This is a genomic window from Candidatus Pseudothioglobus sp. Uisw_041 (assembly GCF_048087625.1).
Classification (GTDB): Bacteria; Pseudomonadota; Gammaproteobacteria; order PS1; family Pseudothioglobaceae; genus Pseudothioglobus.
In genome coordinates this window covers 1711431-1736890 of record NZ_CP159805.1, presented here as the reverse complement: position 1 = coordinate 1736890, position 25460 = coordinate 1711431, and the positions used below count along the sequence as shown (strand labels likewise).

The window sequence follows — 25460 nt, the reverse complement described above, 5'->3', positions numbered from 1 at the left end:
CGCCTTTTTTGAAGATCTTAAAGCTTAGTTCTGGGCTTGAGCCATAACCTCTTCGACAAAATTATCTTGTTTTTTCTCAATACCCTCACCGACTTCATAGCGAATAAAAGACTCAACTTCTGAATTTTTAGATTTCACTAAAGCGCCAACGGTAGTGTCTGGATCTTTAACAAAAGATTGGCCGTAAAGAGTAACTTCATTGACAAATTTTTTCATTCTCCCAACAATCATTTTTTCAATAATATTGTCAGGCTTTCCACTTTCTTTAGCTTGCTCTATAAAAATTGCCTTTTCTCTTTCAAGAAGTTCAGTTGAGAGCTGGTCTTCACTTACACATTCAGGCTTTGAGGCTGCAATATGCATAGCGATATCTTTTGCAAGTTCGGCGTCATTTGAAGACAATACTGTGAGTACAGCAATTCGCTCACCATGCTTGTATGCGCCTAAAACCCCACTTTCAATACTGACAATTTGAACTCTTCTAACTGAAATATTTTCACCAATTTTAGCGATAATTTCTTCTCTTGCCTGATCAACAGTAACACCAGAGTCTAGTTTTTGCTCTGAAAAAATCTCAACAGATTCTGGTTTATTCTTTAGTGCTAGGGCGCCTAAAGTGTCAACAAAATCAATAAAGGCAGAGCCTTTAGTTACAAAGTCTGTTTCAGAGTTAACTTCAAGAATTGCAGCATGCATTTTATCTTCACTAATAGTAACGTTTACAAGTCCTTCAGAGGCTACTCGACCAGCTTTTTTTGCAGCTTTTGCTGCCCCAGATGCGCGCATTAAATCAATTGCAGCTTCTAGATCTGCATCGGTTTCGACTAATGCTTTTTTGCAGTCCATCATGCCTGCACCAGTTCTTTCTCTTAGTTCTTTAACTAAAGCGGCTGTAATTGCCATAATTTATCTCCTATATATACTTTGTATAGCTATTTATTCAGTATCTGCCTTCTTAGCAGCAGGCTTCTTAGCAGCAGGCTTCTTAGCAGCAGGCTTCTTAGCAGCAGGCTTCTTAGCAGCAGGCTTCTTAGGAGCAGGCTTCTTTTCTTCAGCAGGCGCTTCAGTCTTAGCAGCAGGCTTCTTTTCTTCAGCAGGCGCTTCAGTCTTAGCAGCAGGCTTCTTTTCTTCAGCAGGCGCTTCAGTCTTAGCAGCAGGCTTCTTTTCTTCAGCAGGCGCTTCAGTCTTAGCAGCAGGCTTCTTTTCTTCAGCAGGCGCTTCAGTCTTAGCAGCAGGCTTCTTTTCTTCAGAAGCAGCCTCAGTCTTAGCAGCAGGCGCAGATTTCTTAACTGCAGCTTTGGTTTCTACAATTGAGGCTTTAGCCTCTAGTATTGCATTAGCAATTTCTCTCGCATAATAACCAATTGCTCTTATTGAGTCATCATTTCCTGCAATGACATAATCGATTCCTTCAGGACTGTGATTTGTGTCAACAACCCCGATAATTGGAAGTTGTAAAGTATGGGCTTCACGAACCGCGTTCTTTTCATGACCAATATCAACCACGAAAATAACATCAGGAATGCTGCCTAAATCTTTAATTCCACCAAGACTTCTTTCAAGTTTTTCTTGCTCTCTAGTCATAATGAGCGCTTCTTTTTTTGTAAACTGAGAAAAATTTTCTTCAGCAAGAAACTCTAAATCCTTAAGGCGCTTAATAGAGGCTTTAATAGTTTTATAATTTGTCATCATGCCGCCTAGCCAGCGATGGTTGACATAAGGCATCCCACATCTAATTGCCTCTTCTTTAATAATGTTGCTTGCTGCTCTCTTTGTGCCAACAAAAAGGATTGATCCTCCAGCAGCAGCAGTTTTGCTTGCAAAGTTGAGGACATCATTAAATTGTGGTAGAGTTTTTTCTAGGTTAATTATGTGAACACCATTTCGTGTTCCGTAGATAAAAGGCTCCATTTTTGGATGCCAAAAACGAGACCTGTGACCAAAATGAACACCTGCCTCTAACATTTTTTTCATTGACGCTTTCGCCATATTTTTCTCCTGGGTTAAGACTTCCACATTGCCTATTAACCAACCTTATTAAAAAGGCACCCTGGCTAATATTGGGGCTCTGTGTGATACATTAAAATACTAACTTTATAAAGATTTAGTTAGCCCTTTTTCCAGCTCATGTTGGCTGAAAGGCGACGATTATCCCATATTTTTTTGAATTAAGCAAAGCATATTTTCTCTAATTACCTATATAGGCAGCGACTTACTCCCCTATTCACTAAAAAAACATACAACTCAAAAAAACACCCTTTATAATTATGCCTTTTTAAAATAATTGTGACCAGATGTTGGTTATGATATGTATCTAGCCTAATAAGGGGGGCTCTATAATACATATTTGATTTTATACTATGAAAATTGCTATTATTGGAAGCGGAATATCTGGCTTAACAGCCGCATACCTTCTTCACAAACAACATGATATTACCATTTTGGAAGCTAATGATTATATAGGCGGCCATACCCACACCCATCAAATCGAGGTAGACAAAAAGAAATGGCTGATTGATTCTGGCTTTATTGTTTACAATGAAAACACATATCCAAACTTTATAAAGCTTCTTCAAAAACTTAAAGTTGACACGCAAAAAACTTCTATGGGTTTTAGCGTTAAGGCTCCAGGACAAAAACTAGAGTACTCTGGAGGCTCCCTAAATTCTTTATTTGCTCAACGCCTCAACCTATTTCGACCTTCTTTCTTGATGATGCTTAAAGACATTTTAAGATTTAATCGCATATCAGTGGCAAAGCTAAATAATTTAAACGAGTCAACAACAATCTATGAATTTTTGATTAACCATAAATTTAGTAAGAACTTTATTGAGCACTATATAATTCCTATGGGTGCTGCCATATGGTCAACAGCAGCGAAAAAAACAACAGAAATGCCAGCAGTTTTTTATATTAGATTTTTCAAAAACCATGGACTACTTCAAATATTTAATCGCCCCCAATGGTTCGTAATTAAGGGCGGCTCAAAAGCATACATACCAAAAATAATTGCAGGATTTAAAAATAAAATTTTGCTTTCAACCCCTGTTTCCAAGGTTATAAGAAGCAAAAATAGTGTTGAGGTTTTTTATGGAAAGGATTTTGCCTCTCATCAGTTTGATAAAGTTATATTTGCAACACATAGCGATCAAGCATTGGCATTATTAGAGGACCCTAGTGAAGAAGAAGTTAAAATTTTAGGCTCTCTGCCTTATCAAAAAAATGTGGCACTGCTGCACACAGACTCTTCTATATTGCCTAAAAAGAAAATAACATGGTCTAGTTGGAACTACCTTTTGAGCGGTGATCAAAGTAAGCCGGTGACGCTAACTTATAACATGAATATTTTGCAATCATTAAAGTCGAAGACTAATTTTTTAGTAACCCTAAATAGTAATGGGGATGTTGACACAAGCAAAATAATTAAGACTTTAGTCTACCACCATCCTCTTTTCACGGTCAAGGGCGTTAAAGCACAAAAAGAAAAGAATAAAATAAGTGGTGTAAATAACACTTTTTATTGCGGGGCATATTGGGGAAATGGTTTTCATGAGGATGGCGTTAACAGCGCCCTTGATGTTTGTAGTTTTTTTGATAAGGCCTTATGACGCTTTCTAAAAATCACCAACTTTATTGGGGTACGATTAGTCATCAGCGACACACCCCGTTTAAGCGGTTTTTTTCATACCCAATTTTTATGGCCTATATTGATATCTCGTCTTTAGCGTCTACGATGAAGCCATCACTTCTTTGGAACATTAATAAGCCTGCGCTTGTTTCATTTAAAAGGAAGGACTACCATGGAGACCCAGACCTAGACTTAGATAGTGCGGTTCGAAAAACGCTTCATGAAAAAACTGGCAAAGTTTTTAATGGGCCAATTAGACTCCTGACGCACTTGAGGTACTTTGGGCATTGTTTTAATCCAGTCAGTTTTTATTACTGTTTTGATGATTTAGACCAAAAGGTTGAGGCCATAATGGCTGAAGTAACAAACACACCATGGAAAGAAAGGCATGCCTACATTATTGAAGAGCAGACAGAAAATAATACTAGGACGGGGTTTATCGCCTCTCCAAAAAAACAACTACATGTAAGCCCTTTTTGGGGGATGGACCATGATTATGAGTGGTTTTTCTCACAGCCTGAAGACTCTCTAAATGTAAAAATGAAAAACTTTAAAGATGGTGAAAAGGTTTTTAATGTTTCGCTTGACTTAAAGAGGCGTGCATTTTCAAACGCAGGGCTTGTTAAGGCAATTTCCAGGTTTCCATTTATCACGCTGATGGTTGTATATAGAATCCATTGGCAAGCATTTATGCTCTATGTAAAAAGAGCTCCATTTTTTACACATCCTGACAAACTATGACTCAAGAAATTCAAACTAAAGACAGACTTTCAGTTGATGGCCTAGCAAACAATATTCAAGAAATGCAAAGAAGTACTAGAATGACTTCATTCTTTAAAAGGATTTTATTTAAAAAACTGAAAGGTTTAAAAACTGGTGAGCTGACAATAATTGATGGTTCTGAAATTCACGTATTTGGCATTCCAAAATCAGAGCTTAAGGCAACCTTAACTGTTTCATCTCAAGAGTTTTATGTTTTTTTAGGGAGTGGCGGCACCAATGGCGCAGCAGAGGCCTTCACTGCTGGTTATTGGTCTGCAGATAATTTGGTTGAATTAATTCAGATCATTATTAGAAATAAAAAAACCATGGAGGGGCTTGAATCTGGACTTGCAAGATTAACAAATCCAATCACTAAAATAATCCATAGGCTTAGACAAAACACCTTAAAAGGAAGCAAGAGTAATATCTTGGCACACTACGATTTGAGTAATGATTTTTATAAGCTATGGCTCGACTCAACCATGACTTACTCAAGCGGCATTTTTCTAAACAAGAAGTCAAGTATGCTTGATGCCTCGGTAGAAAAGCTGGATAGGCTATGTCGAAAACTAAACCTTAATAGTAGTGACCATGTTCTTGAAATAGGAACAGGATGGGGAAGCTTTGCAACACATGCAGCCAAAAATTATGGCTGTAAAGTTACCACTACGACTATATCAGACAATCAGTTTAATTATGTTGCTGAGCTGATTAGTAAGGAGAATTTAGATAATAAAATAACTTTACTAAACAAAGATTATAGAGAGCTTGAGGGTGTTTTTGATAAGGTTGTTTCAATTGAAATGATAGAGGCTGTTGGGTCTGACTTTGTGCCTGGCTTCTTTGAAAAGGCCTCTTCATTGCTGAAGAAAAATGGTTTAATGGCGCTTCAAGGAATAACATATAACGACCCAGACTTTAATGCCTATAAAAATTCGGTAGACTTTATCAGAAAATATATTTTTCCTGGCTCATGTCTTATCTCATTGTCACAAGTTGAGAAAGCCATCAAAGATAAAACGGATTTAATTATGGTTGACTCTGAAGATATAACTCTTCACTATGCAAGGACACTCGAGATATGGCGTAAAGACTTTGAAAATGTATTGCCGCAAGTGAGAGAGCTTGGTTTTTCTGATCCTTTTATAAGGATTTGGGTTTTTTACCTAGTCTACTGTGAAGCGGGATTTCTTGAAAACCTAATTGGTGATTTTCAGTTTATATTTGCTAAACCTGACTCCAAAAACATTAAAATTACACACTAAAAAAATGATTAAATTATTAATAAAACTTGCAGAAAATGGTTTATTACCAGACATGCTTATTAGGCTTGGAATAAGGCGTTTATGCGCTCAAAGGCTTTTAGAGGCAACGAGTATTGGCAAGCTTGAAATGGAAAAAAGACACTCATCTTGGATTGACTTTTTAAATGAAAGCCCAATTGCTCTAGTTCCAGAAAAAGCAAATGAACAGCACTATGAGGTTCCACCAAGGCTTTTTGAATTGGTCCTGGGCTCGAACTTAAAATACAGTTCTGGTTATTGGCCAAAGGGTGCTTCGTCTCTAGACGAATCAGAGCTGGAAATGTTAAAGCTTTCTTGTGAAAGGGCATCCCTTTCAGATGGCCAAGAGGTTTTAGAATTAGGATGTGGTTGGGGCTCCTTGACTCTTTATATGGCACAAAATTTCCCTAATAGCAAAATTACTGCTGTTAGTAATTCAAAGGACCAGAGGCAGTTTATTGAGAATAAATGTAAGAAATTAAAGATAGAAAATATCAAGGTTATAACAGCAGACATGAACGACTTTTCAATTGATAAAAGCTTTGATCGTGTTGTTTCAATCGAAATGTTTGAACATATGCGCAACTATGGTGAGCTTCTAAAAAGAGTAAGTGGCTGGTTAAAAAAAGATGGAAAACTTTTTGTTCATATTTTTTCTCATAAAGAAATTGCCTATCCCTTTGAAGACCAAGATGAGGGAGACTGGATGGCTAGAGAGTTTTTTAGTGGCGGTCAGATGCCTTCTCATACTCTCCTAACCTGTTTTCCAAGTCGGATGAAAATTGAGAAAGATTGGAGGGTAGATGGAACTCACTATGAAAAAACCTCGCTCGCATGGCTTAACAAGATGGATAAAAATAAAGCTGAAGTGCTTAAATTATTCGAAAAAACTTATGGCAAAGATGAAGCAGGCATTTGGTTTCAAAGGTGGCGCATTTTTTTCATGTCATGCGAGGTTCTTTTTGGCTTTAAAAGTGGCTCTGAATGGGGTGTTTCCCACTATCTTTTTGAGAGGCCATAATGGATAATATCAAGGACCTTGTTGCTATTATTTTATGTATTTTGACAGCCTATTTTGTTGCAAATGCTGCAACAGTTGAGGGCGCTGTACTTTACGGCGTGCCAGCCATACTTTTATGTGCCGCTGTTAGCTTTATTGTGCACTGGATTGTTGCAATCCCTTCGCTTGTAACAAGCTCAGAAAAATATTTTGACTTTACAGGAATGATCGCAACTCTACTTCTAGTTGCTACTTCTATATTTGCACTTTTAGGCCAAGGAATGCAAGTTTCTATGCGCTCGACTATTGTGGCTATTTTTGTATCTATATGGACGCTAAGACTTGGGACATTTCTCTACATAAGAATAGTTAAAAGTGGAGAAGACAAAAGGTTTAGGGAGATCAAGAAATCGTTGCCAAAATTTTTAATGACATGGACTCTTTCAGCCCTATGGGTTTTCTTAACGACAGCAAATGCTGTTACCATTATTGTTTTAAATCAGCATGCAGCTCTTGACTTATTTTTTATAGCAGGATTTTCCCTCTGGGTTTTAGGGTTTGCTTTCGAGGCTGTCTCAGATAAACAAAAAAAGAGCTTTAGTGAAATCCCTGAAAATAAGGATAAATTTATAACACTTGGATTGTGGTCTATATCACGCCACCCAAACTATTTTGGGGAGATTGTTCTTTGGACGGGCATTGCAATTATATCGCTCCCACTTCTCTCAGGCTGGCAGTTTTTAACCCTTGTGTCGCCAGTTTTTGTCTATCTTCTCTTAACTAAAATAAGTGGACTGCCTTTTTTAGAAGAAAAAGCTGAAAAAAAATGGGGCAATGACAAGGAGTATCTTGAATACAAGAACAACACACCCATATTGATTCCTTATTTTGGAAAAAAATAACTCAAACTAAAAAAATGGCAATTGAAACCCCTGAATATAAAATAATATCCAAGTGTGAAGGCTTTGAAGTTCGTTGTTATAGTGACATGGTTATTGCTACAATAAAAGTTCATGCCGACTACAAAGCCTCAACATCTTCTGGATTCAGAAGAATTGCAAGTTATATTTTTGGTGGCAATGATAAAGAAATGAAAATTGCCATGACTGCACCTGTTATTGCTGATTGCCCTTCTGAGGGGCTTAAGTCTTATAACATTTCTTTTATAATGCCCAAAGAACACTCTATGAGCGACCTCCCCAAAGCCAACATAAGTGAAGTTTCAATTCAGAAAGAGAGTCTTGGTAAAGTCGCTGTTCTATCTTTTGGGGGCTGGGCTACTGAATCTAGAAGCATAAACTATCAAAAAAAACTTTCAGAGTTGCTTTTAAAAAACAAGATTGAAATAAAAGGAGGCTTTATGGTTGCTCAATTTAATTCACCATGGACGCTGCCAATGTTTCGTAAAAATGAACTTATGGTGAGAATAAGCAGTTAAATAGTTTTTTTTATCTACTGGCACATCTTACAGAGCCCACTAAGCTCTACAGCTTGAGAGTTATTAACTGAAAACTTGTTGCTTTTAGGTAAAGAAAGTTGAGCTGAAAGCTGACAAGACTCTTCCACAGATTTACAACTAGTACAGTTAAGCAAGACATGAAAGTGGTTTGTGTGGCTATCATTGCAAACTAGATAAGTATTGCTTGAGTCCATTTTATGAACAACGCCCACATCAATCCAAAAGCTTAAGACCCTATAAATTGTACTAATATTAAATGAATGGCCTTTATCTTTTAAAGAGTCCCTCAGATCATAGGCAGAAAGATTTTTTCTTGCAGAGTCTAGTTCATTAATAATTGACATTCTTTGAGGCGTAGCACTTTTTCCAGACTCTAAACATTTAGACATTAATTTTGCGTTATTAATCATCACTTTCCTCTTCGTTTTTTCTATACTCCTCGTCACTAAAATGCAGCGTCTCAACAACTGCATCAGTAATGGCATATCCGCTATCAGCAATATCAAAACTTTGCGATCCTACAGATATTCTCCCATAAACAATTATTGGTACGTATAAATCGCGAAACTTTATTGGATTGCTTGACACATCGACAATCAGTGTTTGATTTAGAGGTGGGGGCGGAACATGGATGCACTGACCAGCTTCAGGGACAAGCAAAAACTTGCTAATGTCAGATCCTACATATTCAATTGGAACCATGAATCCAGCAAGTGCAATATCTTCTCCTTCTAGCAATTTATTTAGTTTTGTTCCAGCCTCTTCTAATTTTGCTTGAAACTCTGGGCTATTATAGATTTCATAGGTCAGATCTTCTGGAATAAAATCATATGCATCAGCTGGCTCAAGGCTTAGCCAGTTTTCTTCTATTGTGGATAAATACTCATCAGTAACTACAATGGCAAAAGAGCTTAACGTGAAAAAAATTAAAATGGAGAGGGATATTTTTTTTAACATGCAGACTAGCTTAATGTTTGATGTAAATTTTTTCTAAAAACCATGACTGCTGGAACCAAACTACTTAATACTCCAGCAAATAAGATCAAGCCAAAAACCTTAATTTCCTCCAAGCTGATCCACTTAAACGAAGGTGAAATGCCTAAAGCCAAGTTTAACTGATTGGTTGCAAAGTAAGTCACAATTGTCACCAGAATAATTGCACCAATAATTGCAACCAATCCAATTACAAGAGACTCACATATTACCATTATGGCTAAAAATTTTGGCGAGGCCCCATTGGCTCTGTAAATTGTCATTTCCTGTTTACGGTTATCCAAACTGGCAATAATTAAAGTTACCATTGCTATGAGGCTGATTGCAATAATAATCCAGCTTAGAAGCTGAAATCCTTTATCAACTAACCCAACAATTGACCAAAGCTCTGACAATGCTATGCCCGGTATTACAGCAGATATAGCCTCCTTCGAGTATTCTCTAATACTCTTGGTAAATTTAAATAAAGTTATCTTTGATTTAAGGCCCACAAAAGCAGCTGTAACTGTTTTTGGGTCTAAAGCTCCAGCTGGCAGAGACGACAAGTCAATATCATCAAGGCTGAATACTTTTTTCCCACTCATCCATCCAAGGTGAAGCAGCTCATAGCCCTTTAGGTCCAAAAAAATAGCTTGATCAATTGGGGTTCCTGTTTTCTTAAGAATTCCTGTAACCTTAAATGAAAAGTCATCATGCTTGCTACCTATTGACTCAACTGAGCCATGGGTGATTTGAATTTCTGAACCAACATTGTAATTAAGTCTTTCAGCAACATCAGACCCCAAGACTGCCTCCGATAGTTCAGAAAATGCTACTCCATTCAAAAAAATCAATGATTGATTGTTGCCGTATTTAATGTGCTCAAAGTAATTTGATTGAGTCGCTACAACCCTAAACCCTCTATGACTATCACCTAGTGCAATTGGAACCAGCCAACTTATATCACTTCTCTGCTTAATATCATTGACAGTCTTCGTTGTGATGTTGTTTGTGGGCCTACCAAGATGAAAAACTGTGTATAAAACCAATTCAAGAGAGCTCGACCTTGGTCCAATAATTGCATCAACACCTGAAATACTTTGATTAAAGCCTTCCTCTGTGCCTTGTTGAATTCTCTCTATACTTAATAGCAGAACCATTGAAGCCATCAAAGATATCGTCACAAGCGATGTCGGAATAATCCTTGAGCGCATTGATTTAAGCAAAAGACTAAGCATGCTGTTTATTCAAATCTATGACAGTGTCAAAGTAATGTGTAATAGAGGCGTCATGACTCACCATAATTATTGCCTGTTTGGTTGAGTCAAAGGCGTCCATCACCTCATTTAAAAATTTTTTAGTCGTTTCAGCATCAAGAGCAGAGGTTGGCTCATCAGCTAAAATTAAATCTGGCTTACCAAGCAGAGCTCTAGCAACTGCAACTCTTTGTTGCTGACCAACACTTAGGCGGTTTACTGGAGTTGTTAAAACCTCTTTTCCTAGCCCTAGTGATTTGACCAGTCTAGTGATTTCTTGATTTAGATCATTGACTTTAGATTTTCTAGATTGAGAGAATCTAATACCCAATGCTATATTTTCTGAAACACTTAAAAATGGAATAAGGTTAAGTGTTTGAAAAATATAGCCGATGTGATCTGCTCTAAATTTATCCAAAAGCAGGGAGGACATTGAAGAGTAATTAATGCCATCAAACTTAATATCACCAGCCTGAAGTTTTAAGGCGCCAGCAATCAGGCTGAGTAGAGTAGTTTTACCACAGCCTGAAAAGCCACTAATCAATAATCGCTGCCCCCTTTTAACCTCTATTTCTGGAAACACAATTTTTTTACCGTGCTGATAATGGTATTCCAGTCCTAGTGTTTCTAACATCAGATTCTCATTTAAAATATTACTTTATCGACGTCAGATTTTAGGCTTTTTGTTAGCGCTTTATTATTTATTACTGCCTCGAAGTATAAATTTTCTAGTTCACTGAAGTGATTGAATGCATTAATGGTAATGCTCTTTAATTGGCTTGGCTCATTGCAAGAAAACTCATATGATAATTCGACATCTTTGTGATCTCCTTCTGTTGAGACACTGTGAAGTTCAGATTTAAATGAAACTAAGTCACAATTAGCACCTTTAGGAAATGCAAATAATTGTGAATAATTTTGAAATTCAGCTAATGATTCATCTGATACGGTTAACTTATCATGCTCGTCATGTTCATCATGCTCGTCATGTTCATCATGCTCGTCATGTTCATCATGCTCGTCATGTTCATCATTCTCATCATGCTCGTCATGTTCATCATTCTCATCATGTTCATCATGCTCGTCATGTTCATCATGCTCGTCATGTTCATCATGCTCGTCATGTTCATCATGCTCGTCATGTTCATCATGCTCGTCATGTTCATCATTCTCATCATGCTCGTCATGTTCATCATTCTCATCATGTTCATCATGCTCGTCATGTTCATCATGTTCATCATTCTCATCATGTTCATCATGCTCATCATGTTCATCATGCTCATCATGCTCGTCATGTTCATCAAGTAGTTGAACTATTGGCATTTCATAAGTAATAGCAACTTGATTTTGACTGATTACCATTGAAAAATTGTTTAGTCCGTGGGCATGTGCATCTGCACGCCTTTCTTCCTCTGCGCTTGCAAAAGAAGAAATTAATAGCAACGAAAGAAAGCTAAGTTTTAACATTTTTGAGTCCTGTTTAATTAAAACAGGATAATATATCCTAAATGCAATATTATTGCAATAGGGTAAATGTAATTAATTCGTACACGCAGATATTGTTGAAAAATTTGATAGATATCTTGGCATGATAAAGTCTAGATAGTGTTTTGCAGTTTCAATTTTTTCTTTTAAAAATTCAGAAGATGATGTGTTGTTTTTAAAAGCAACTGATGCCCTCTCAACACTTAAAAGCATTTGCCAAGCTGCTGAAATAGTTCCTATCATCATGAGTGTATCAAAGGCAATTTTTCCAGTAAATTCTTTGTCATCAGAATTTTTAGTAATAATCGAAACAGTTTCTTCAAGATCATCAAGAGACTTTTTAAACCGATCAATCTGTGACGTGGAAATCAGCTTTGTTAATGATGGGGCTTCGACACATTCTTGCATTTCTAGAATAAGCTCCCTAACTCCAAGCCCATCATCGCTAATGATTTTTCTACCAACGAGGTCCATTGCTTGAATTCCATTGGTCCCTTCATAGATTGGAAGTATGCGTGCATCCCTTAAAATCTGAGCAATTCCAGTCTCTTCAACATAGCCCATTCCTCCGTGACACTGAAGGCTGACAGAGGCAACCTCTTGTGCGGTTTCAGTGCACCAGCCCTTTACAACTGGTGTTAAGACTCCAAGTTTCCTTTTATGTTTTTCTAATAATTCTGTTGGCAAGTCGCTTCCAGAATAGTCAACTTCTGCACAAGCGGAATAGGCTAAAGCTCTCGATGCTTCGGTAATGGACTTCATGTTTGCTAACATTCTTTGCACATCAGGATGCCTAGCGATTGGACCAGGCTCTTGAAATCCTGGAGCAATTCCTTGAACACGTTCATTACAAAAACTAAGCGCTTGTTGGTACGCACGTTCTGAAACTGATACTCCCTGGAGTCCAACTGTGAGTCTTGCATTATTCATCATTGTAAACATACACTGAATACCTCTATTTTCCTCGCCAACTAAGTAGCCAATTGCCCCATCTTCTTCCCCATAGCTCATGACGCACGTTGGGCAAGCATGAATTCCAATTTTGTGCTCAATTGATAATGCTTTTAAGTCATTTGACTCTCCAAGGGAGCCATCATCATTGACAAGAATCTTTGGCACTAAAAACAAAGATATGCCTTTAACACCCTGAGGAGAGTTTGGCAGTCGGGCCAACACTAAATGAATGATATTCTCAGACATATCGTGCTCGCCCCAAGTAATATAAATTTTTTGACCACGGATTAAATAATGATCACCGTTTGGAGTTGCTCGCGTTTTAAGCGAACCAACATCTGTCCCTGCATCACCTTCAGTAAGATTCATCGTGCCGCTCCACTCACCAGATATAAGCTTTGGAAGGTAGCGCTGTTTGAGTTCCTCATTTGCATTTAAAGTTATTGCTTCCACTGCTCCCTGGGTAAGGAGAGGGCACAGACCCCATGACATGTTTGCCGAATGCCACATTTCTTGAACGCTTGCAGCAACGACAAAAGGGACGCCTTGTCCTCCATAATTAGGCGAGAATTGTAACGAGCCCCATCCTCCTTCAACAAAGTGCTGGTACGCCTCTTTAAAACCAGTTGCAGTAGTGATTTTGCCAGAGCTGTCAATTTTTAAACCCTCTGAGTCACCAGTTTTGTTAATTGGTTCTATCTCTTCTTTTGCAAGCTTTCCTGCAGCATCTAAAACAGTATCAATTATGTCAACTGTTGAAGCATCAAGGCCTATCTCATTACAAAGTTTTTCAATTTCAACAACTTCTTTTAATACAAAACTCATATCTTCTACAGGCGCAGTATAGTATGACATTATTCTTCTCCTAGGTTTTTAACTGACGCTCTAAGCTCGTGTTTTTGTATTTTCCCAGTTGCGGTTTTTGGCAGCGGCCCAAAGACAACTTTTTTTGGCCTTTTAAATTTAGCCATATTGTTTTTGCAAAAGGCTATAAGCTCATCTTCAGAAGCCTCTTGGTTAGACTTGAGTTCTACAAATGCACACGGCACTTCTCCCCAAGTCTCATTTGGCATTGCTACAACTGCTGCTTCTCCGACTGCAGGATGTTGATAAAGTACATTTTCAACCTCCACGGAAGAAATATTCTCACCACCCGATATGATGATGTCTTTTGATCTGTCTTTAATTTGAATATAGCCATCACTATGAATTACTGCTAGGTCGCCACTATGAAACCAGCCACCTGCAAATGCCTCTTCTGTTGCCTTGGGGCTGTTCCAATAGCCCATCATACAAGTGTTACAGCGAATTACAATTTCACCAATCGCCTCTCCGTCATGCGGAACTCGCTGCCCAGTCTCTTGATCAATGACGCTAACATCCTCGGTCATTGGGAATCTTACTCCCTGCCTTGAGCTTAATTTAGCAAGCTCGGCTGGACTCTCATTAAGCCAAGATGCTTGAGGTGCGGCTTGAAGGATATGTCCATACGTTTCAGTCAATCCATATACATGCATAACATTAAATCCTAGTTTCATCATGCTCTCTAAAACTTTTGCAGGAGGAGGTGCGCCAGCAGTCATTACTTTAATTTCTCTCTCAAAATATTTTTGCGTTTCTTTAGGCGCGTTGGCAAGCATATTGAGCATTATAGGAGCTCCACCAAAGTGAGTTACATTATGCTGTTCAAGGAGGTTAAATACTTTTTCAGGGGCAAAAGTCCTAAGGCAAACTATAGTTCCAGCGATCGCAGCCATTGTCCAAGCATGGCCCCAGCCATTGCAGTGAAATAATGGAACTGAGTACAGATAAACCGGGTGGTTGGGAAGGCTCCAGCCAATCACAGTACCCATACTCATTAAATAAGAGCCACGATGATGATAGACGACACCTTTAGGTTTTCCAGTTGTTCCAGAGGTGTAGCTGAGTGAAAGTGGGCTCCACTCATCATCAGGCATTTGCCAGTTATATAGAGGATCTCCATTTACAACTAGTGATTCATAATCAGTTATATCTGAAGAAATATCAGGCTGTGATTCAGCAAAAGAATCGTTTATTACTACTATTTTTGGACTAACTGAAGTCATAGAGAGGGCCTCAGATGCAACTGCAAAAAGCTCTCTGTCAACAAAGAGCATCTTTGCATTACTGTCGTCAAAAATGTATGCAATTGTTGCGGCATCAAGTCTAATATTTATAGTGTTTAGGATTGCGCCAGCCATTGGAATTGAAAAATGTGATTCAAACATTTCTGGGGTGTTAAATGCCAGTACCGAGACAGTATCACCTGGCTTTATGCCATAACTTTTTAGACTTGAGGCAATTCGAACGCATCTTTCTCTTGACTCACTCCAAGTGTAAGCTCTATTTTCATAAATTACAGAAGTGTGCTGACCATAAACATCCGCTGTTCTATGGAAGAACGAAAGCGGTGAAAGAGGTATAAAATTTGCAGGATTTTTTTTCATAGCATTAACGGTTAATTTCTAAGCGTAATTCCATTATCTAACATAGATACAATTCTTGCTTGCGTTTCTTGCGTTTGAGCAAGAGTGAGGAATGAAGAGCGCTCAGCATCTAAAATATCTTGTTCAGTAAAAATAGTACCAGAAGCACAATTTCCACCAGTCATAATTCTTCCAATCTCAGTTCCAACAGTCACATCATGTGGCGTAAGCATGCCATTTTTATGATTTGTTGTAAGCCATTGCAGCATTTCTTCAAAGTGGTCTACGCCAGAAAGTGCGAGGGGATTTCGGGCTTTTGCTTTTGAGGTTGTCTCAATCGATGAAAGCGCATCAGTCAGTATGCGGTCTCTATTCATATGAAAGACATCATTAGCTCTTCTCATTGATAGAGCATCAGCTTCTTGTGGAGAGTTGGCTTTTCTACCAAGTCCAATATTCATAAATGATTTCCAGGCACCTTTCCGACCGTCTCCTAAACTTTCAGACCACCTATATAGTGTTTCTTTACATCCACCACCAGCTGGAACAACCCCCATAAATGACTCAACAAGGCCCATGACAGAGTTAGCATGACCAACAACATGATCCGCATGAAGGACAACTTCAAAGCCACCACCAATTGACATGCCAACAGGGGCAGCAATTACAGGTAGTTTTGAATTTCTCATTTGTAGCATTGTGTTTTGAAAGTAAATAAGAAATGCATCAAGAGCATCAAAGTCATTTTTTTCAAAGCAATTTCTAACACTCCAAAGACTAACCCCACATGAGAAATGCTGGAAGTCATTGTGAATTACCACGCCTCGTAAGCCCTTTTTTTCAGACTCAGATATTGCATCAGAAATCATATCTAAAGACCCACTATCAAGAGCATTAGCTTTTGAGTGAAACTCAACAATTGCCGCGCCTTCGTATTCAAACCAGCTAGCAGACTCATTTGAATTGATTGCTTTGAGGGTTTGTCGCACTTCAGAAAATCTAAGCACACCATCTGGCCTGATAATTGGTTTTAGATTTCCACTAGGTGAAAGGGAGCTTAATCCAGATTTTGAATTGATATAAAATTTATTGTTAATAGCCTTAAGAAGAAACTCTGGAACGTCTCTACCATCAGCTTGTAGTCTGTCAACAAAGTACTCAATTCCAATTTCATCTAACAGCTCAAATGGCCCCTGAACCCAGTTATAGCCAAGCTTCATAGCATCATCTATCTGCGTTAAATCATCAGTGACCTCTGGTACCAGAGAAGCAGCATAGCAGAGCGTTTCTGAAATAACATCCCATATATAAAGACCATACGGGCTTGTGTCTTTAATAATAAAAGAGACCCCAATTTTTTCTGCCTCTTTAAGAAGAGGGGTCTTTAAGCGCTCATGAGGACCATAACTTCCATTCGATAAATCAATTACTTGTCTTTCATCACCAATTTGTTTATAAAAACCTTTTTCATTTTTATTTCCAGTTTGGCCATTTGCAATCATTTTGCTCATAAACTTAATTTGAGACGAGTACTTATGAAAAGCATCATTTTCTGGAAGTATACTTACGAGGCTTTTGACAACATCAGCCATAAGATCAATGCCTATTAAATCATATAGTCCAAAAACCCCTGTCTTTGGAAGACCTAGAGGTCTGCCAAAAAAAGCATCCGCTTCTGTTGGTGATAGCTTATATTCAAAGGCTTTATGAAGGGCACACTGGATAGCAAAAACACCTACTCTATTAGCAAGAAAGCCAGGCGTATCTGAGCATGAGACAACACCTTTTCCAAGTATTTTCTCACTAAATAAATCAAGAGTATCAATTACTTCATCTCTAGTAAATTCACCACGCACCAATTCAAGTAATCTCATGAATCTAACTGGGTTGAAAAAATGAGTTATTGCAAAGCGCTCACAAAACTTTTTTGGCATTCCTTTTGTCAGAAGACTAATGGGAATCGTTGAGGTATTAGAGGTAATAATGGTTGACTCTTTACAACCTTCATTTAACTTTTGATAAAGGGCTTGCTTAATATCAAGCCTCTCTACAACAGCTTCAGCAATCCAATCGCAATCCTCAAGCTCATGGAAGTGATCACGCGTGTTTCCAATTCTTATAAGGCTTTCCGCCTCTTTACTCATAAGGCCAGGCATGTCTGGGTCTTTAAGCCTTTCAAGGCCTTTAGCCGCTAGGCTGTTTACGTTCTCACCCTCACTAGGAAGGTCAAGAAGCCAGACTTCTACCCCAGCATTTGCAACTTGACCAGCAATTCCAGCCCCCATTGTTCCGGCGCCAATAACGCCAACTTTTTTAATTTGATTTGTCATGAAGAGTTTTTTAGAATGAATGATTTAATAGCGTCAAGAGTATCTTTTGGAGACTCTATTGGAAGCATATGGCCTGCATTAGAAATAGTCGTAGTCTCAGCATTCAGCAGCTCAGCTAATTCTAAGCCGAATCGAAGAGGCGTATTTTTGTCTTCTGTTGCGAGAATAACATTAGATGGAATGTTGATATTTTTAGCACAATTTATGCCATTTTTATATTCAGTGCAAGCAATAAGATCTTCTGCTAGGGGATTATTAGCCATTATTTGTCGACCAATTCCTATAGGCTGCATTCCTGGAACAGCACTACTACCTGATTGTGACTGAGAGCCAAACCCCCACTTGAGCAACATATCAGCTGCATCAATAGGTGTCTTTTTGGCTGCGTCAACCAGAGCTTCGTTAACAGGTATTGAGGCAGCAGTTGCAACAGCAGTTAGTGTTTTTAGTTTTGCCCCTAAAGAGCTGGCTGTCTCCAAAGCAACAAGAAATCCTTGAGAGTGGCCAACAAGATGTATTGATTCACAGCCTGCTAGTTTAAGAGTTTTTCCAAGCCATTTGCCCATCTCTTCAATTGTTTTTAAAGGCTTACCTTCTGAAAGGCTATGACCTGGCAGGTCAGGTGCAAATACTGAAAAACCATGAAAAGCAAACCATCTAGCCTGAAGGGCCCAAGACCTATGGTCTAGACCACTTCCATGAATAAACACCACAGTAGGTTTTTTGGGATCAAATGCACAGCCACCGGTGGCTACAAAAATATTTTCTCCATCAACAACAATATTCATTATGAAATTGCCTTTTCTACTGCTTTAAGCCCAGATTTGAAGTCACTAATAATATCTGTTACAGATTCTATTCCAACAGATACGCGTATTAAGTCAACACTACTTCCAGCTGCTTTCATTGCTTCTTCATCAAGGCGCGAGTGAGTAGTACTAGCTGGATGAAGAACTAAGGTTCTTGAGTCACCAACATTTGCTAAATTAGATGATAATTTTAGTGCATTGATAAATGCCGCACCACCTTCTCTGCCCCCTTTGACCCCAAAGCAAAGCATAGAGCCAGCACCATTTGGAAATAGCTTTTGAGCAATTTCATAAGTTGGGTTTTCGGGTAAATCTGGATGGTTAACCCACATAACAGCGGATTGTTCTAGGAGCCACTTTGCAAGTTTAACCGCATTTTTTACATGTTGATTCATTCTAAGGGTGAGAGTTTCTATTCCTTGAAGAATCAAAAATGCACTATGAGGGCTCATTGCTGGACCAAAATCACGCATTGATTCTGCTCTAATTTTCATTGATAGGGCAGAGGGACCAAATTCTTCCCAAAAATTTATACCATGAAATGGCTCATAAGGTGTTGTTAGGGTTGGGTGTTTGTTGCTAGAACCCCAGTCAAAAGAACCGCCATCAACAATTACCCCTCCAACAGCAACTCCATGCCCACCAATCCATTTTGTGACTGAGTGAACAACTACATCAACGCCGTGCTCTAAAGGCTTGCATAATACAGGCGTAGCAAAAGTAGCATCCACAACAAGCGGCAAGTTATTTTGATGGGCGATTTCAGCAATTTTAGGAAGGTCAGAAACCTCGAGCCCTGGATTTCCTATTGACTCACAAAACACAAGCTTAGTATTTTCTTGTATTGCGTCTTTTAGGGCTTTTTCATCATTTATAGAAACAAAGGTACATTCTATATTAAACCTTTTAAGAGTGTGTTTTAGAAGTGTTGCTGTCGAACCATAAATTTGTGACGCACTTACAATATGATCTCCTGCAGAACACAGGCTAATAAAAGTAACAAAAAGTGCGCTCATGCCTGAAGCAGTACAAATAGCTCCAACACCACCTTCAAGTGCAGCAATTCGCTGCTCTAAAACCGCAACTGTTGGATTGGTCATTCGGCTATATATGTGACCACCTTTTTCAATATTAAAAAGAGCTGCAGCATCGTCAACTGTTTCGAAAACATAAGAGGTGGTTTGGTATATAGGAACTGCTCTGCTTCCAAAAGACGATTCTGGCTGATAACCAGAATGCAAAGATATTGTTTCAGGACCAAAAAAGGATGACTTTCCCATAAATGCTCAGTTTAAAAAACAAAGAGAATATTTTCTCACAACTGGCTATTGAGGTGGTTTAAATTTTGTCTTAAAGGTTATTTAGCTAAAGCCAGCTCTTTGCGCATTTTGTCAATCGTTAACTTGTAATTTTCAGTATTAAAAATTGCTGACCCGGCGACAAATGTATCAGCACCAGCTGCCGCAATTTCTTGAATATTGTCAACTTTAACGCCACCATCAACCTCAAGTCTTGTGCTAAGGCCTTTTTCATCAATTAATTTTCTTACAATTTTCAATTTTTCTAAAGACGAGGCTATGAAAGACTGACCTCCAAATCCTGGATTTACTGACATCAGCAGTATCATGTCAAGTTGATCGATTACATGCTCTAAATAGTGAAGTGAGGTTGCTGGGTTAAAAACTAAACCTGCTTTGCAGCCATTTTCTTTTATAAGCCCTATTGTGCGGTCTATATGATCAGAGGCTTCGGGGTGAAATGTGATGTAAGAAGCCCCCGCTTTTGCAAAGTCAGGAATAATTCTATCGACTGGCTTGACCATTAAGTGAACATCGATTGGTGCAGTAACACCATGATTTCTCAGTGCTTCGCAAACTAAAGGCCCAATTGTAAGGTTTGGCACATAGTGATTATCCATGACATCAAAATGAACAATGTCGGCACCAGCAACTAAAACATTATCAACCTCTTCTCCAAGCTTAGCAAAATCTGCTGAAAGTATTGAGGGGGCGATAAAGTTTGGTTGCTTCATTTTAGTCTCCGTTTATTCTATAAAAAGGCTTTGGCCTGTCATTTCTTTTGGCTGATCAATTTCCATAAGCTCCAAAAGCGAAGGCGCTAGGTCTGCAAGTGTACCAATATGTGGGCCCAATAGTGAGCTTTTCCTTTTCCCAACATATATTAAAGGGACTGGATTAGTTGTATGTGCAGTATGGTTTTTTTGCGTTTCAGGGTCTAACATTTGTTCTACATTTCCATGGTCTGCAGTAATGAGAACTTCGGTTTCAGACTCTAGACATGCCTGGTGAATTTTTCCTAAGCAGCTATCGACTGCTTCAACGGCTTTAATGGCCGCCTCAAGGTTTCCAGTGTGCCCAACCATGTCTGTGTTGGCAAAATTACAAACAACCAGTTTATGTTTTCGAGATTTAAGTTCTGAAATAAGATTTTCAGTTAATTCGTATGCACTCATTTCCGGCTTTAAATCATAAGTTTTTACATTAGGCGATTGAATAAGCTTTCTTTCTTCTCCAGCAAGTATTGTCTCAACGCCCCCATTAAAGAAAAAGGTAACGTGTGCGTATTTTTCAGTTTCAGCAATTCTAAGCTGACTAAAACCAAGGCTTGAAATATAGTAACCCAGAGTGTTAAAGACAGATATTGGAGGATAAGCGCACTCAAGATTAAAGTCTTTCTTGAACTCTGTGAGGCAAATAAAATTGCATTTTTTGAACGCATGCCTATCAAATCCATCAAATATTTCTGAAGTTAGAGCTTGAGTTATTTCTCTTGCACGATCTGCACGATAATTCATAAAGATTACTGTATCACCATTATTAATTTTTACAGGTTCACCAATAATTGTAGGAGCAATAAACTCATCATTTTCGCCTTCTTCATAGGCCATTTGGATTGCATTTTTTGCAGAATCTGCTTTACGATCTCCTTTTCCAGAAGATATTAATTCATAAGCTTTTGAAACCCTCTCCCAGCGATTGTCTCGATCCATTGCATAGAACCTTCCTACTACTGAAACAATTTTACCTAAATTTAGCTCAGAGATTTTTAACTCCAGCAGTTCAATAAATTTTGAGGCACTGTTTGGCGGCGTATCACGCCCATCTGTAAAGACATGAAAATAAACCTCTTTGCAGCCTTTTTGTTTTGCCAGCTCAAGAGCCGCATAAATGTGGTCTTGGTGAGAGTGAACTCCTCCATCAGATAAGAGTCCAAGAATATGCACTGCTTTATTATTAGCCTTAGCAGAGTCAAGTGCTTTGCACAAATTTTTATTGCTGAAGAAAGCACCACTTTTAATGTCATTACCTATTCTGGTGAAATCTTGCTCAACAATTCTTCCCGCACCAATTGTTAAGTGGCCTACTTCTGAATTGCCCATTTGGCCTTCCGGCAGTCCAACACTTTTTCCAGAGGTACCAATTAACGTATTAGGGTAGGTATCAATAAGATGATTCCAGTTAGGGGTATTGGCCATTGCTATTGCGTTATTCTCAGTGTTTTGAGAATAGCCCCAGCCATCTAAAATTAAAAGTAGTTTTGTATTTTTCATTGAAAAATTAACAGTTATACATTAAATAAAAAGTGAACTACATCACCATCTTTAACAACATATTCCTTTCCTTCAGAGCGCAACTTGCCGGCGTCTTTTGACCCTTTTTCGCCTTTATATTGAATAAAGTCTTCATATGAAATCGTTTCAGCTCTAATAAAGCCTTTTTCAAAGTCACCATGTATTTTACCCGCGGCCATTGGAGCTGAATCTCCAATGTTTATTGTCCAGGCTCTAACCTCTTTAACACCTGCGGTAAAATATGTTTGAAGCCCTAGCAAGCTATATCCCGCTTTAATTAGGCGATCAAGGCCAGATTCAGATTGCCCCATCTCATCTAAAAAACCTTGCTTGTCTTCGTCATCAAGCTCAGCAATTTCAGACTCAATATCAGCACATACAGCAACAACTTGACTATTTTCATTATCTGCATAGTTCGTTAATGCAGATAAGTGAGGATTGTTTGTAAAGCCATTTTCACTTACATTGGCAACATAAAGAACTGGCTTTGAAGTAAGCAATTGCAGACCCTTAACTAGCTTTTCCTCTTCTTCAGTAAAGACAAGAGATCTAACTGCATGGCCTTCTTCAAGAGTTGGTAGGATTTTTTCAAGCAAGTTTTTTAAAGGCAGACCTTCTTTTTGCCCTGATTTGGAGTTTTTTATAGCTTTTTGGTAGGCCTTTTCTGCGCTAAAAAGATCGGATAAGGCAAGCTCCGTATTAATTGTATCTATGTCATCAAGTGGATCAACTTTGTTTGAAACATGAATGATGTCATCATTTTCAAAGCATCGAACAACGTGCAGGATTGCATCTGTTTCACGAATATTTGAAAGAAATTGATTTCCTAGTCCTTCACCTTTTGAAGCGCCCTCAACCAATCCAGCAATATCTACAAACTCCATTGTGGTTGGTAAAATTTTTTCTGGAGTAACGATGTTTGCTAATCCTTGTAATCGAGGATCATTAACAGGCACGATGCCAACGTTTGGCTCAATCGTACAAAAGGGGTAGTTTTCTGAATCTATGCCCGCCATTGTTAGCGCATTGAATAGTGTTGATTTACCTACATTTGGAAGTCCAACTATGCCACATTTAAATCCCATATTTTTGCTCCATTATAAGGAATGAAGGGCCTTCATAGCGGCTTCAAAATCTCCATCAACTAGCATTTCAATAACGCCTGATGCTTCTATCATTCCTTGTTCAATTAGTTTTAATTCAGAGCTAGTTGGGGAGCTTAAAACAAAATCTACAACATCATTTTTTGTTCCTGGATGGCCTATTCCCATTCTTAGACGATAAAAATTATTCGTATCAAGTGCTTTAATTGCGTCTCTTAAGCCGTTATGACCACCATGTCCACCACCTAGTTTTAGCTTGATTAAGCCAACAGGCAAATCTAACTCATCATGAATTACAAGAGTCTCTTCAGGTTTGATGTTGTAATAACTCAATAAGCTTTTGATAGAGCCGCCAGAATTATTCATAAAGGTCTGAGGCTTGAGAAGGTGAACTTTTTTAGAGCCAAAGCTAATGGTTGAAGTTTCTCCTAGAAACTTAGACTGACCATTAAATTTGGAGCCTAAAACGCTAGCTAATGAATCAACAAACCAAAAGCCGGCGTTGTGACGATGTCCTTGATATTCTTTTCCCGGGTTCCCCAGTCCAACAATTAATTTAATCATTACAACGCTTCGTTTAAGTATTTATTGAGCCAATAAGGGCTGGCAACGTTTTATTCTTTTTCGTCACCATCTTTTGAACCTTCAGAGCCCTCATTAGATTCACCCTCTTCGCCTTCTGTTTCAGAATCAGTAGATTCTATTATTTCTTCCTCTTCCTCTACGATAACTTTAGGTTCCGTGACAGAACATACAGTTTGATCATGCGCCTCAACATCTTCATGCTGAAGTGAAGTAATTACAACGCCTTTAGGCAAGACAAGATTAGTTAGTGTTAGATGATCACCAATCTCTAGATTGGTAACATCTACATCAATACCATTTGGAAGGTCTTGCGGTAAGCATGAGATTTCAACCGAAACAACGAATTGATTCAGCATATTTCCTAGCCTTAATGCCTCATTTTCATCCATTCCAATAAAGTGTAATGGAGTCATTGTAACAAGAGCGTGTTTTGCGTCTACTCGTAAAAAATCCATATGTTGAACAGTATTTTTTGCAGGATGACGCTGAATGTCTTTTAAAACAACAGATTCTTTTGATTTATCAACCATCAAATCTAATACAGAAGTGAATGTATTTTCATTTTCTAGTAAGTGGGTGATTTCATGAATGTTTAGTGTTACCATCTGTGGCGCTTTAGTTCCGCCATAAACGATACCTGGTACTCTTTCTTCTTTTCTCAAGCGGCGGCTCGCACCTTTCCCTTGATCTTTACGCTCTAATGCGTTTACAGTAATACTCATTTTGAGTTCTCCAATAAATAAAAAAACCACGTTTAGTGGTGTAACCAATATTGCCCGTCTTGCGACCAGATAGGCTGGAGCATTATTTTACCCGAATTTCTTTTGCTATAGTCATCATTGGGGTGCACTAAGGCATCAAACGAAATTTGGACTTTAAGGCAAAATCAAATATAATCTTACTATGAATAAAAATACAAATGGACTACATACTGAGAATTTAGATAATGGCATGAGGCTAGAGACAACTTATAAAGATGGCATTAAATATGGAAGGGAAACTTACTGGTATGAAAGTGGCAAAAAAGCTTCAGAGGGATTCTATGAAAATAATGAGCTTGCAGGAACGCTGACTTATTGGTATGAGAATGGGAAAAAAGCTTCAGCAGGTTTTTATGAAGATAATAAACTTGAAGGAGTTCTAACTGCTTGGAATGAAGATGGTCTTTTAGAGTCCGAGCAAGAATATAAAAATGGTATTCTTAATGGTAAATCTATTTTCTATGAAGATGGTGTAAGAGCGGCAGAGTACATTTTGGAAAATGGAGAGATATCAGGAAATACTAACGGCTGATCAGCTTAATATAGTCTTAGTATAAAGGCTCCTAATCAATGTTTAACTTTTTTCCTAAGACTTAGACTCACTTATTATGACAAAATTATTCCTAATTGTACTTTTTTTAACGTCCCATTCAATTTCTGCTGATGAAATTAATAAAATGGCTACAATTGATGGAGATCCCGATGGAATTATAGTTGAGAGCTTTTCTTTTGAGAGAAAAGAGCTAGCTGATAGCACTTCAATTTTCATCAGTACTAATGAAGTTACAAGTATTAAGTGTGCCATTTATGATAAAAATGATAAGCCAATAAAGGCTTCAGACGGCATAGCCACTCCTCCGCTTAGTAAGGTTTTGGTTTTATCTCAAAACGCAATGATTACATCAGTTAAATGTTGGGAACAAGGCCCTGAAAAAAAAGTAAAAATAATAGATAACTCAGTTGATATGTACTACAAGATGCCAACTTTTTTACTAGATGACTAAACCCGTAAAACTTCCAATTTTTACGTCTTG

The 25460-nt window shown here is 38.2% G+C and carries 25 protein-coding genes; 8 read left to right on the top strand and 17 right to left on the bottom strand.

The features are described 5' to 3' along the window. Positions 1-24: 24 nt before the first annotated feature. The gene (gene tsf / locus ABXT44_RS08845; RefSeq protein ID WP_416687012.1) at positions 25-903 is read right to left on the bottom strand and encodes a translation elongation factor Ts; all 879 of its coding nucleotides are present in this window, start codon (positions 901-903) and stop codon (positions 25-27) included. Between the two features lie 33 nt (positions 904-936). After that, positions 937-1989, bottom strand: a complete 1053-nt coding sequence (rpsB, locus tag ABXT44_RS08840; protein WP_416687010.1) for a 30S ribosomal protein S2 — start codon at positions 1987-1989, stop codon at positions 937-939. Positions 1990-2360: 371 nt separating this feature from the next. Between rpsB and ABXT44_RS08835 the strand changes: the two genes are divergently transcribed. The 6 genes from ABXT44_RS08835 to ABXT44_RS08810 are packed head-to-tail and all read left to right on the top strand — an operon-like array spanning position 2361 to position 8111. After that, a complete protein-coding gene (locus tag ABXT44_RS08835; protein ID WP_416687007.1) occupies positions 2361-3608 on the top strand; it encodes an NAD(P)/FAD-dependent oxidoreductase in 1248 nt (415 codons plus the stop codon). Then, positions 3605-4369, top strand: coding sequence for a DUF1365 domain-containing protein (locus ABXT44_RS08830; protein ID WP_416687006.1), 765 nt, complete (start codon positions 3605-3607; stop codon positions 4367-4369). The genes ABXT44_RS08835 and ABXT44_RS08830 overlap by 4 nt, the downstream gene beginning before the upstream one ends. Further along, positions 4366-5655 carry a class I SAM-dependent methyltransferase gene (locus ABXT44_RS08825; protein WP_416687004.1) on the top strand — a complete coding sequence of 430 codons (1290 nt, stop codon included), beginning with the start codon at positions 4366-4368 and terminating at the stop codon, positions 5653-5655. Before ABXT44_RS08830 ends, ABXT44_RS08825 begins: the two co-directional genes overlap by 4 nt. A 4-nt stretch (positions 5656-5659) precedes the next feature. Then, entirely contained in the window at positions 5660-6694 is a 1035-nt protein-coding gene (locus ABXT44_RS08820; RefSeq protein ID WP_416687003.1) for an SAM-dependent methyltransferase, read from the top strand. Next, positions 6694-7575 carry a DUF1295 domain-containing protein gene (locus ABXT44_RS08815; protein ID WP_416687001.1) on the top strand — a complete coding sequence of 294 codons (882 nt, stop codon included), beginning with the start codon at positions 6694-6696 and terminating at the stop codon, positions 7573-7575. Before ABXT44_RS08820 ends, ABXT44_RS08815 begins: the two co-directional genes overlap by 1 nt. A 14-nt stretch (positions 7576-7589) precedes the next feature. After that, positions 7590-8111: an SOUL family heme-binding protein gene (locus ABXT44_RS08810; protein WP_416687000.1), complete on the top strand. Its 522-nt coding sequence runs from the start codon at positions 7590-7592 to the stop codon at positions 8109-8111. A 14-nt stretch (positions 8112-8125) separates the two neighbouring features. Here ABXT44_RS08810 and ABXT44_RS08805 read toward each other — a convergent pair whose 3' ends face one another. From ABXT44_RS08805 to ABXT44_RS08735, 15 genes are all read right to left on the bottom strand, one after another. After that, a complete protein-coding gene (locus ABXT44_RS08805; protein ID WP_271541885.1) occupies positions 8126-8542 on the bottom strand; it encodes a Fur family transcriptional regulator in 417 nt (138 codons plus the stop codon). Further along, positions 8535-9089: a DUF3299 domain-containing protein gene (locus tag ABXT44_RS08800; protein ID WP_416686998.1), complete on the bottom strand. Its 555-nt coding sequence runs from the start codon at positions 9087-9089 to the stop codon at positions 8535-8537. Before ABXT44_RS08800 ends, ABXT44_RS08805 begins: the two co-directional genes overlap by 8 nt. Before the next feature lie 5 nt (positions 9090-9094). Further along, positions 9095-10318, bottom strand: coding sequence for an ABC transporter permease (locus ABXT44_RS08795; protein ID WP_416686996.1), 1224 nt, complete (start codon positions 10316-10318; stop codon positions 9095-9097). A 16-nt stretch (positions 10319-10334) separates the two neighbouring features. Next, entirely contained in the window at positions 10335-10994 is a 660-nt protein-coding gene (locus tag ABXT44_RS08790; protein WP_416686994.1) for an ABC transporter ATP-binding protein, read from the bottom strand. An 11-nt stretch (positions 10995-11005) separates the two neighbouring features. After that, positions 11006-11827 carry a ZrgA family zinc uptake protein gene (locus tag ABXT44_RS08785; protein ID WP_416686992.1) on the bottom strand — a complete coding sequence of 274 codons (822 nt, stop codon included), beginning with the start codon at positions 11825-11827 and terminating at the stop codon, positions 11006-11008. Positions 11828-11899: 72 nt separating this feature from the next. Then, a complete protein-coding gene (locus ABXT44_RS08780; protein WP_416686990.1) occupies positions 11900-13654 on the bottom strand; it encodes an acyl-CoA dehydrogenase family protein in 1755 nt (584 codons plus the stop codon). Next, entirely contained in the window at positions 13654-15267 is a 1614-nt protein-coding gene (locus ABXT44_RS08775) for a long-chain-fatty-acid--CoA ligase (protein WP_416686988.1), read from the bottom strand. Before ABXT44_RS08775 ends, ABXT44_RS08780 begins: the two co-directional genes overlap by 1 nt. An 11-nt stretch (positions 15268-15278) precedes the next feature. Further along, positions 15279-17576 carry a 3-hydroxyacyl-CoA dehydrogenase NAD-binding domain-containing protein gene (locus ABXT44_RS08770; RefSeq protein ID WP_416686986.1) on the bottom strand — a complete coding sequence of 766 codons (2298 nt, stop codon included), beginning with the start codon at positions 17574-17576 and terminating at the stop codon, positions 15279-15281. Then, the gene (locus ABXT44_RS08765) at positions 17573-18364 is read right to left on the bottom strand and encodes an alpha/beta fold hydrolase (RefSeq protein ID WP_416686984.1); all 792 of its coding nucleotides are present in this window, start codon (positions 18362-18364) and stop codon (positions 17573-17575) included. The genes ABXT44_RS08770 and ABXT44_RS08765 overlap by 4 nt, the downstream gene beginning before the upstream one ends. After that, entirely contained in the window at positions 18364-19665 is a 1302-nt protein-coding gene (locus tag ABXT44_RS08760; RefSeq protein WP_416686982.1) for an O-acetylhomoserine aminocarboxypropyltransferase/cysteine synthase family protein, read from the bottom strand. Before ABXT44_RS08760 ends, ABXT44_RS08765 begins: the two co-directional genes overlap by 1 nt. Before the next feature lie 77 nt (positions 19666-19742). Further along, positions 19743-20417, bottom strand: coding sequence for a ribulose-phosphate 3-epimerase (gene rpe / locus ABXT44_RS08755; protein WP_416686981.1), 675 nt, complete (start codon positions 20415-20417; stop codon positions 19743-19745). A 12-nt stretch (positions 20418-20429) separates the two neighbouring features. Next, complete coding sequence (gene gpmI, locus ABXT44_RS08750; RefSeq protein WP_416686980.1) at positions 20430-21956, bottom strand: 2,3-bisphosphoglycerate-independent phosphoglycerate mutase; 1527 nt, start codon at positions 21954-21956, stop codon at positions 20430-20432. 14 nt (positions 21957-21970) lie between these two features. After that, positions 21971-23062 (bottom strand): redox-regulated ATPase YchF, encoded by a 1092-nt coding sequence (gene ychF / locus ABXT44_RS08745; RefSeq protein ID WP_416678023.1) that lies wholly within the window; start codon positions 23060-23062, stop codon positions 21971-21973. 12 nt (positions 23063-23074) lie between these two features. After that, positions 23075-23644: an aminoacyl-tRNA hydrolase gene (gene pth / locus ABXT44_RS08740; RefSeq protein ID WP_416686977.1), complete on the bottom strand. Its 570-nt coding sequence runs from the start codon at positions 23642-23644 to the stop codon at positions 23075-23077. A gap of 50 nt (positions 23645-23694) precedes the next feature. Then, positions 23695-24387, bottom strand: a complete 693-nt coding sequence (locus ABXT44_RS08735) for a 50S ribosomal protein L25/general stress protein Ctc (protein ID WP_416678019.1) — start codon at positions 24385-24387, stop codon at positions 23695-23697. Positions 24388-24568: 181 nt separating this feature from the next. Here ABXT44_RS08735 and ABXT44_RS08730 point away from each other — a divergent pair, with 181 nt between their 5' ends. Both ABXT44_RS08730 and ABXT44_RS08725 read left to right on the top strand, forming a co-directional pair. Further along, positions 24569-24958: a toxin-antitoxin system YwqK family antitoxin gene (locus ABXT44_RS08730; protein WP_416686976.1), complete on the top strand. Its 390-nt coding sequence runs from the start codon at positions 24569-24571 to the stop codon at positions 24956-24958. 76 nt (positions 24959-25034) lie between these two features. Continuing rightward, on the top strand, positions 25035-25430 hold the full coding sequence (locus tag ABXT44_RS08725; protein ID WP_416686974.1) for a hypothetical protein: 396 nt from the start codon (positions 25035-25037) through the stop codon (positions 25428-25430). Positions 25431-25460 lie beyond the last annotated feature (30 nt).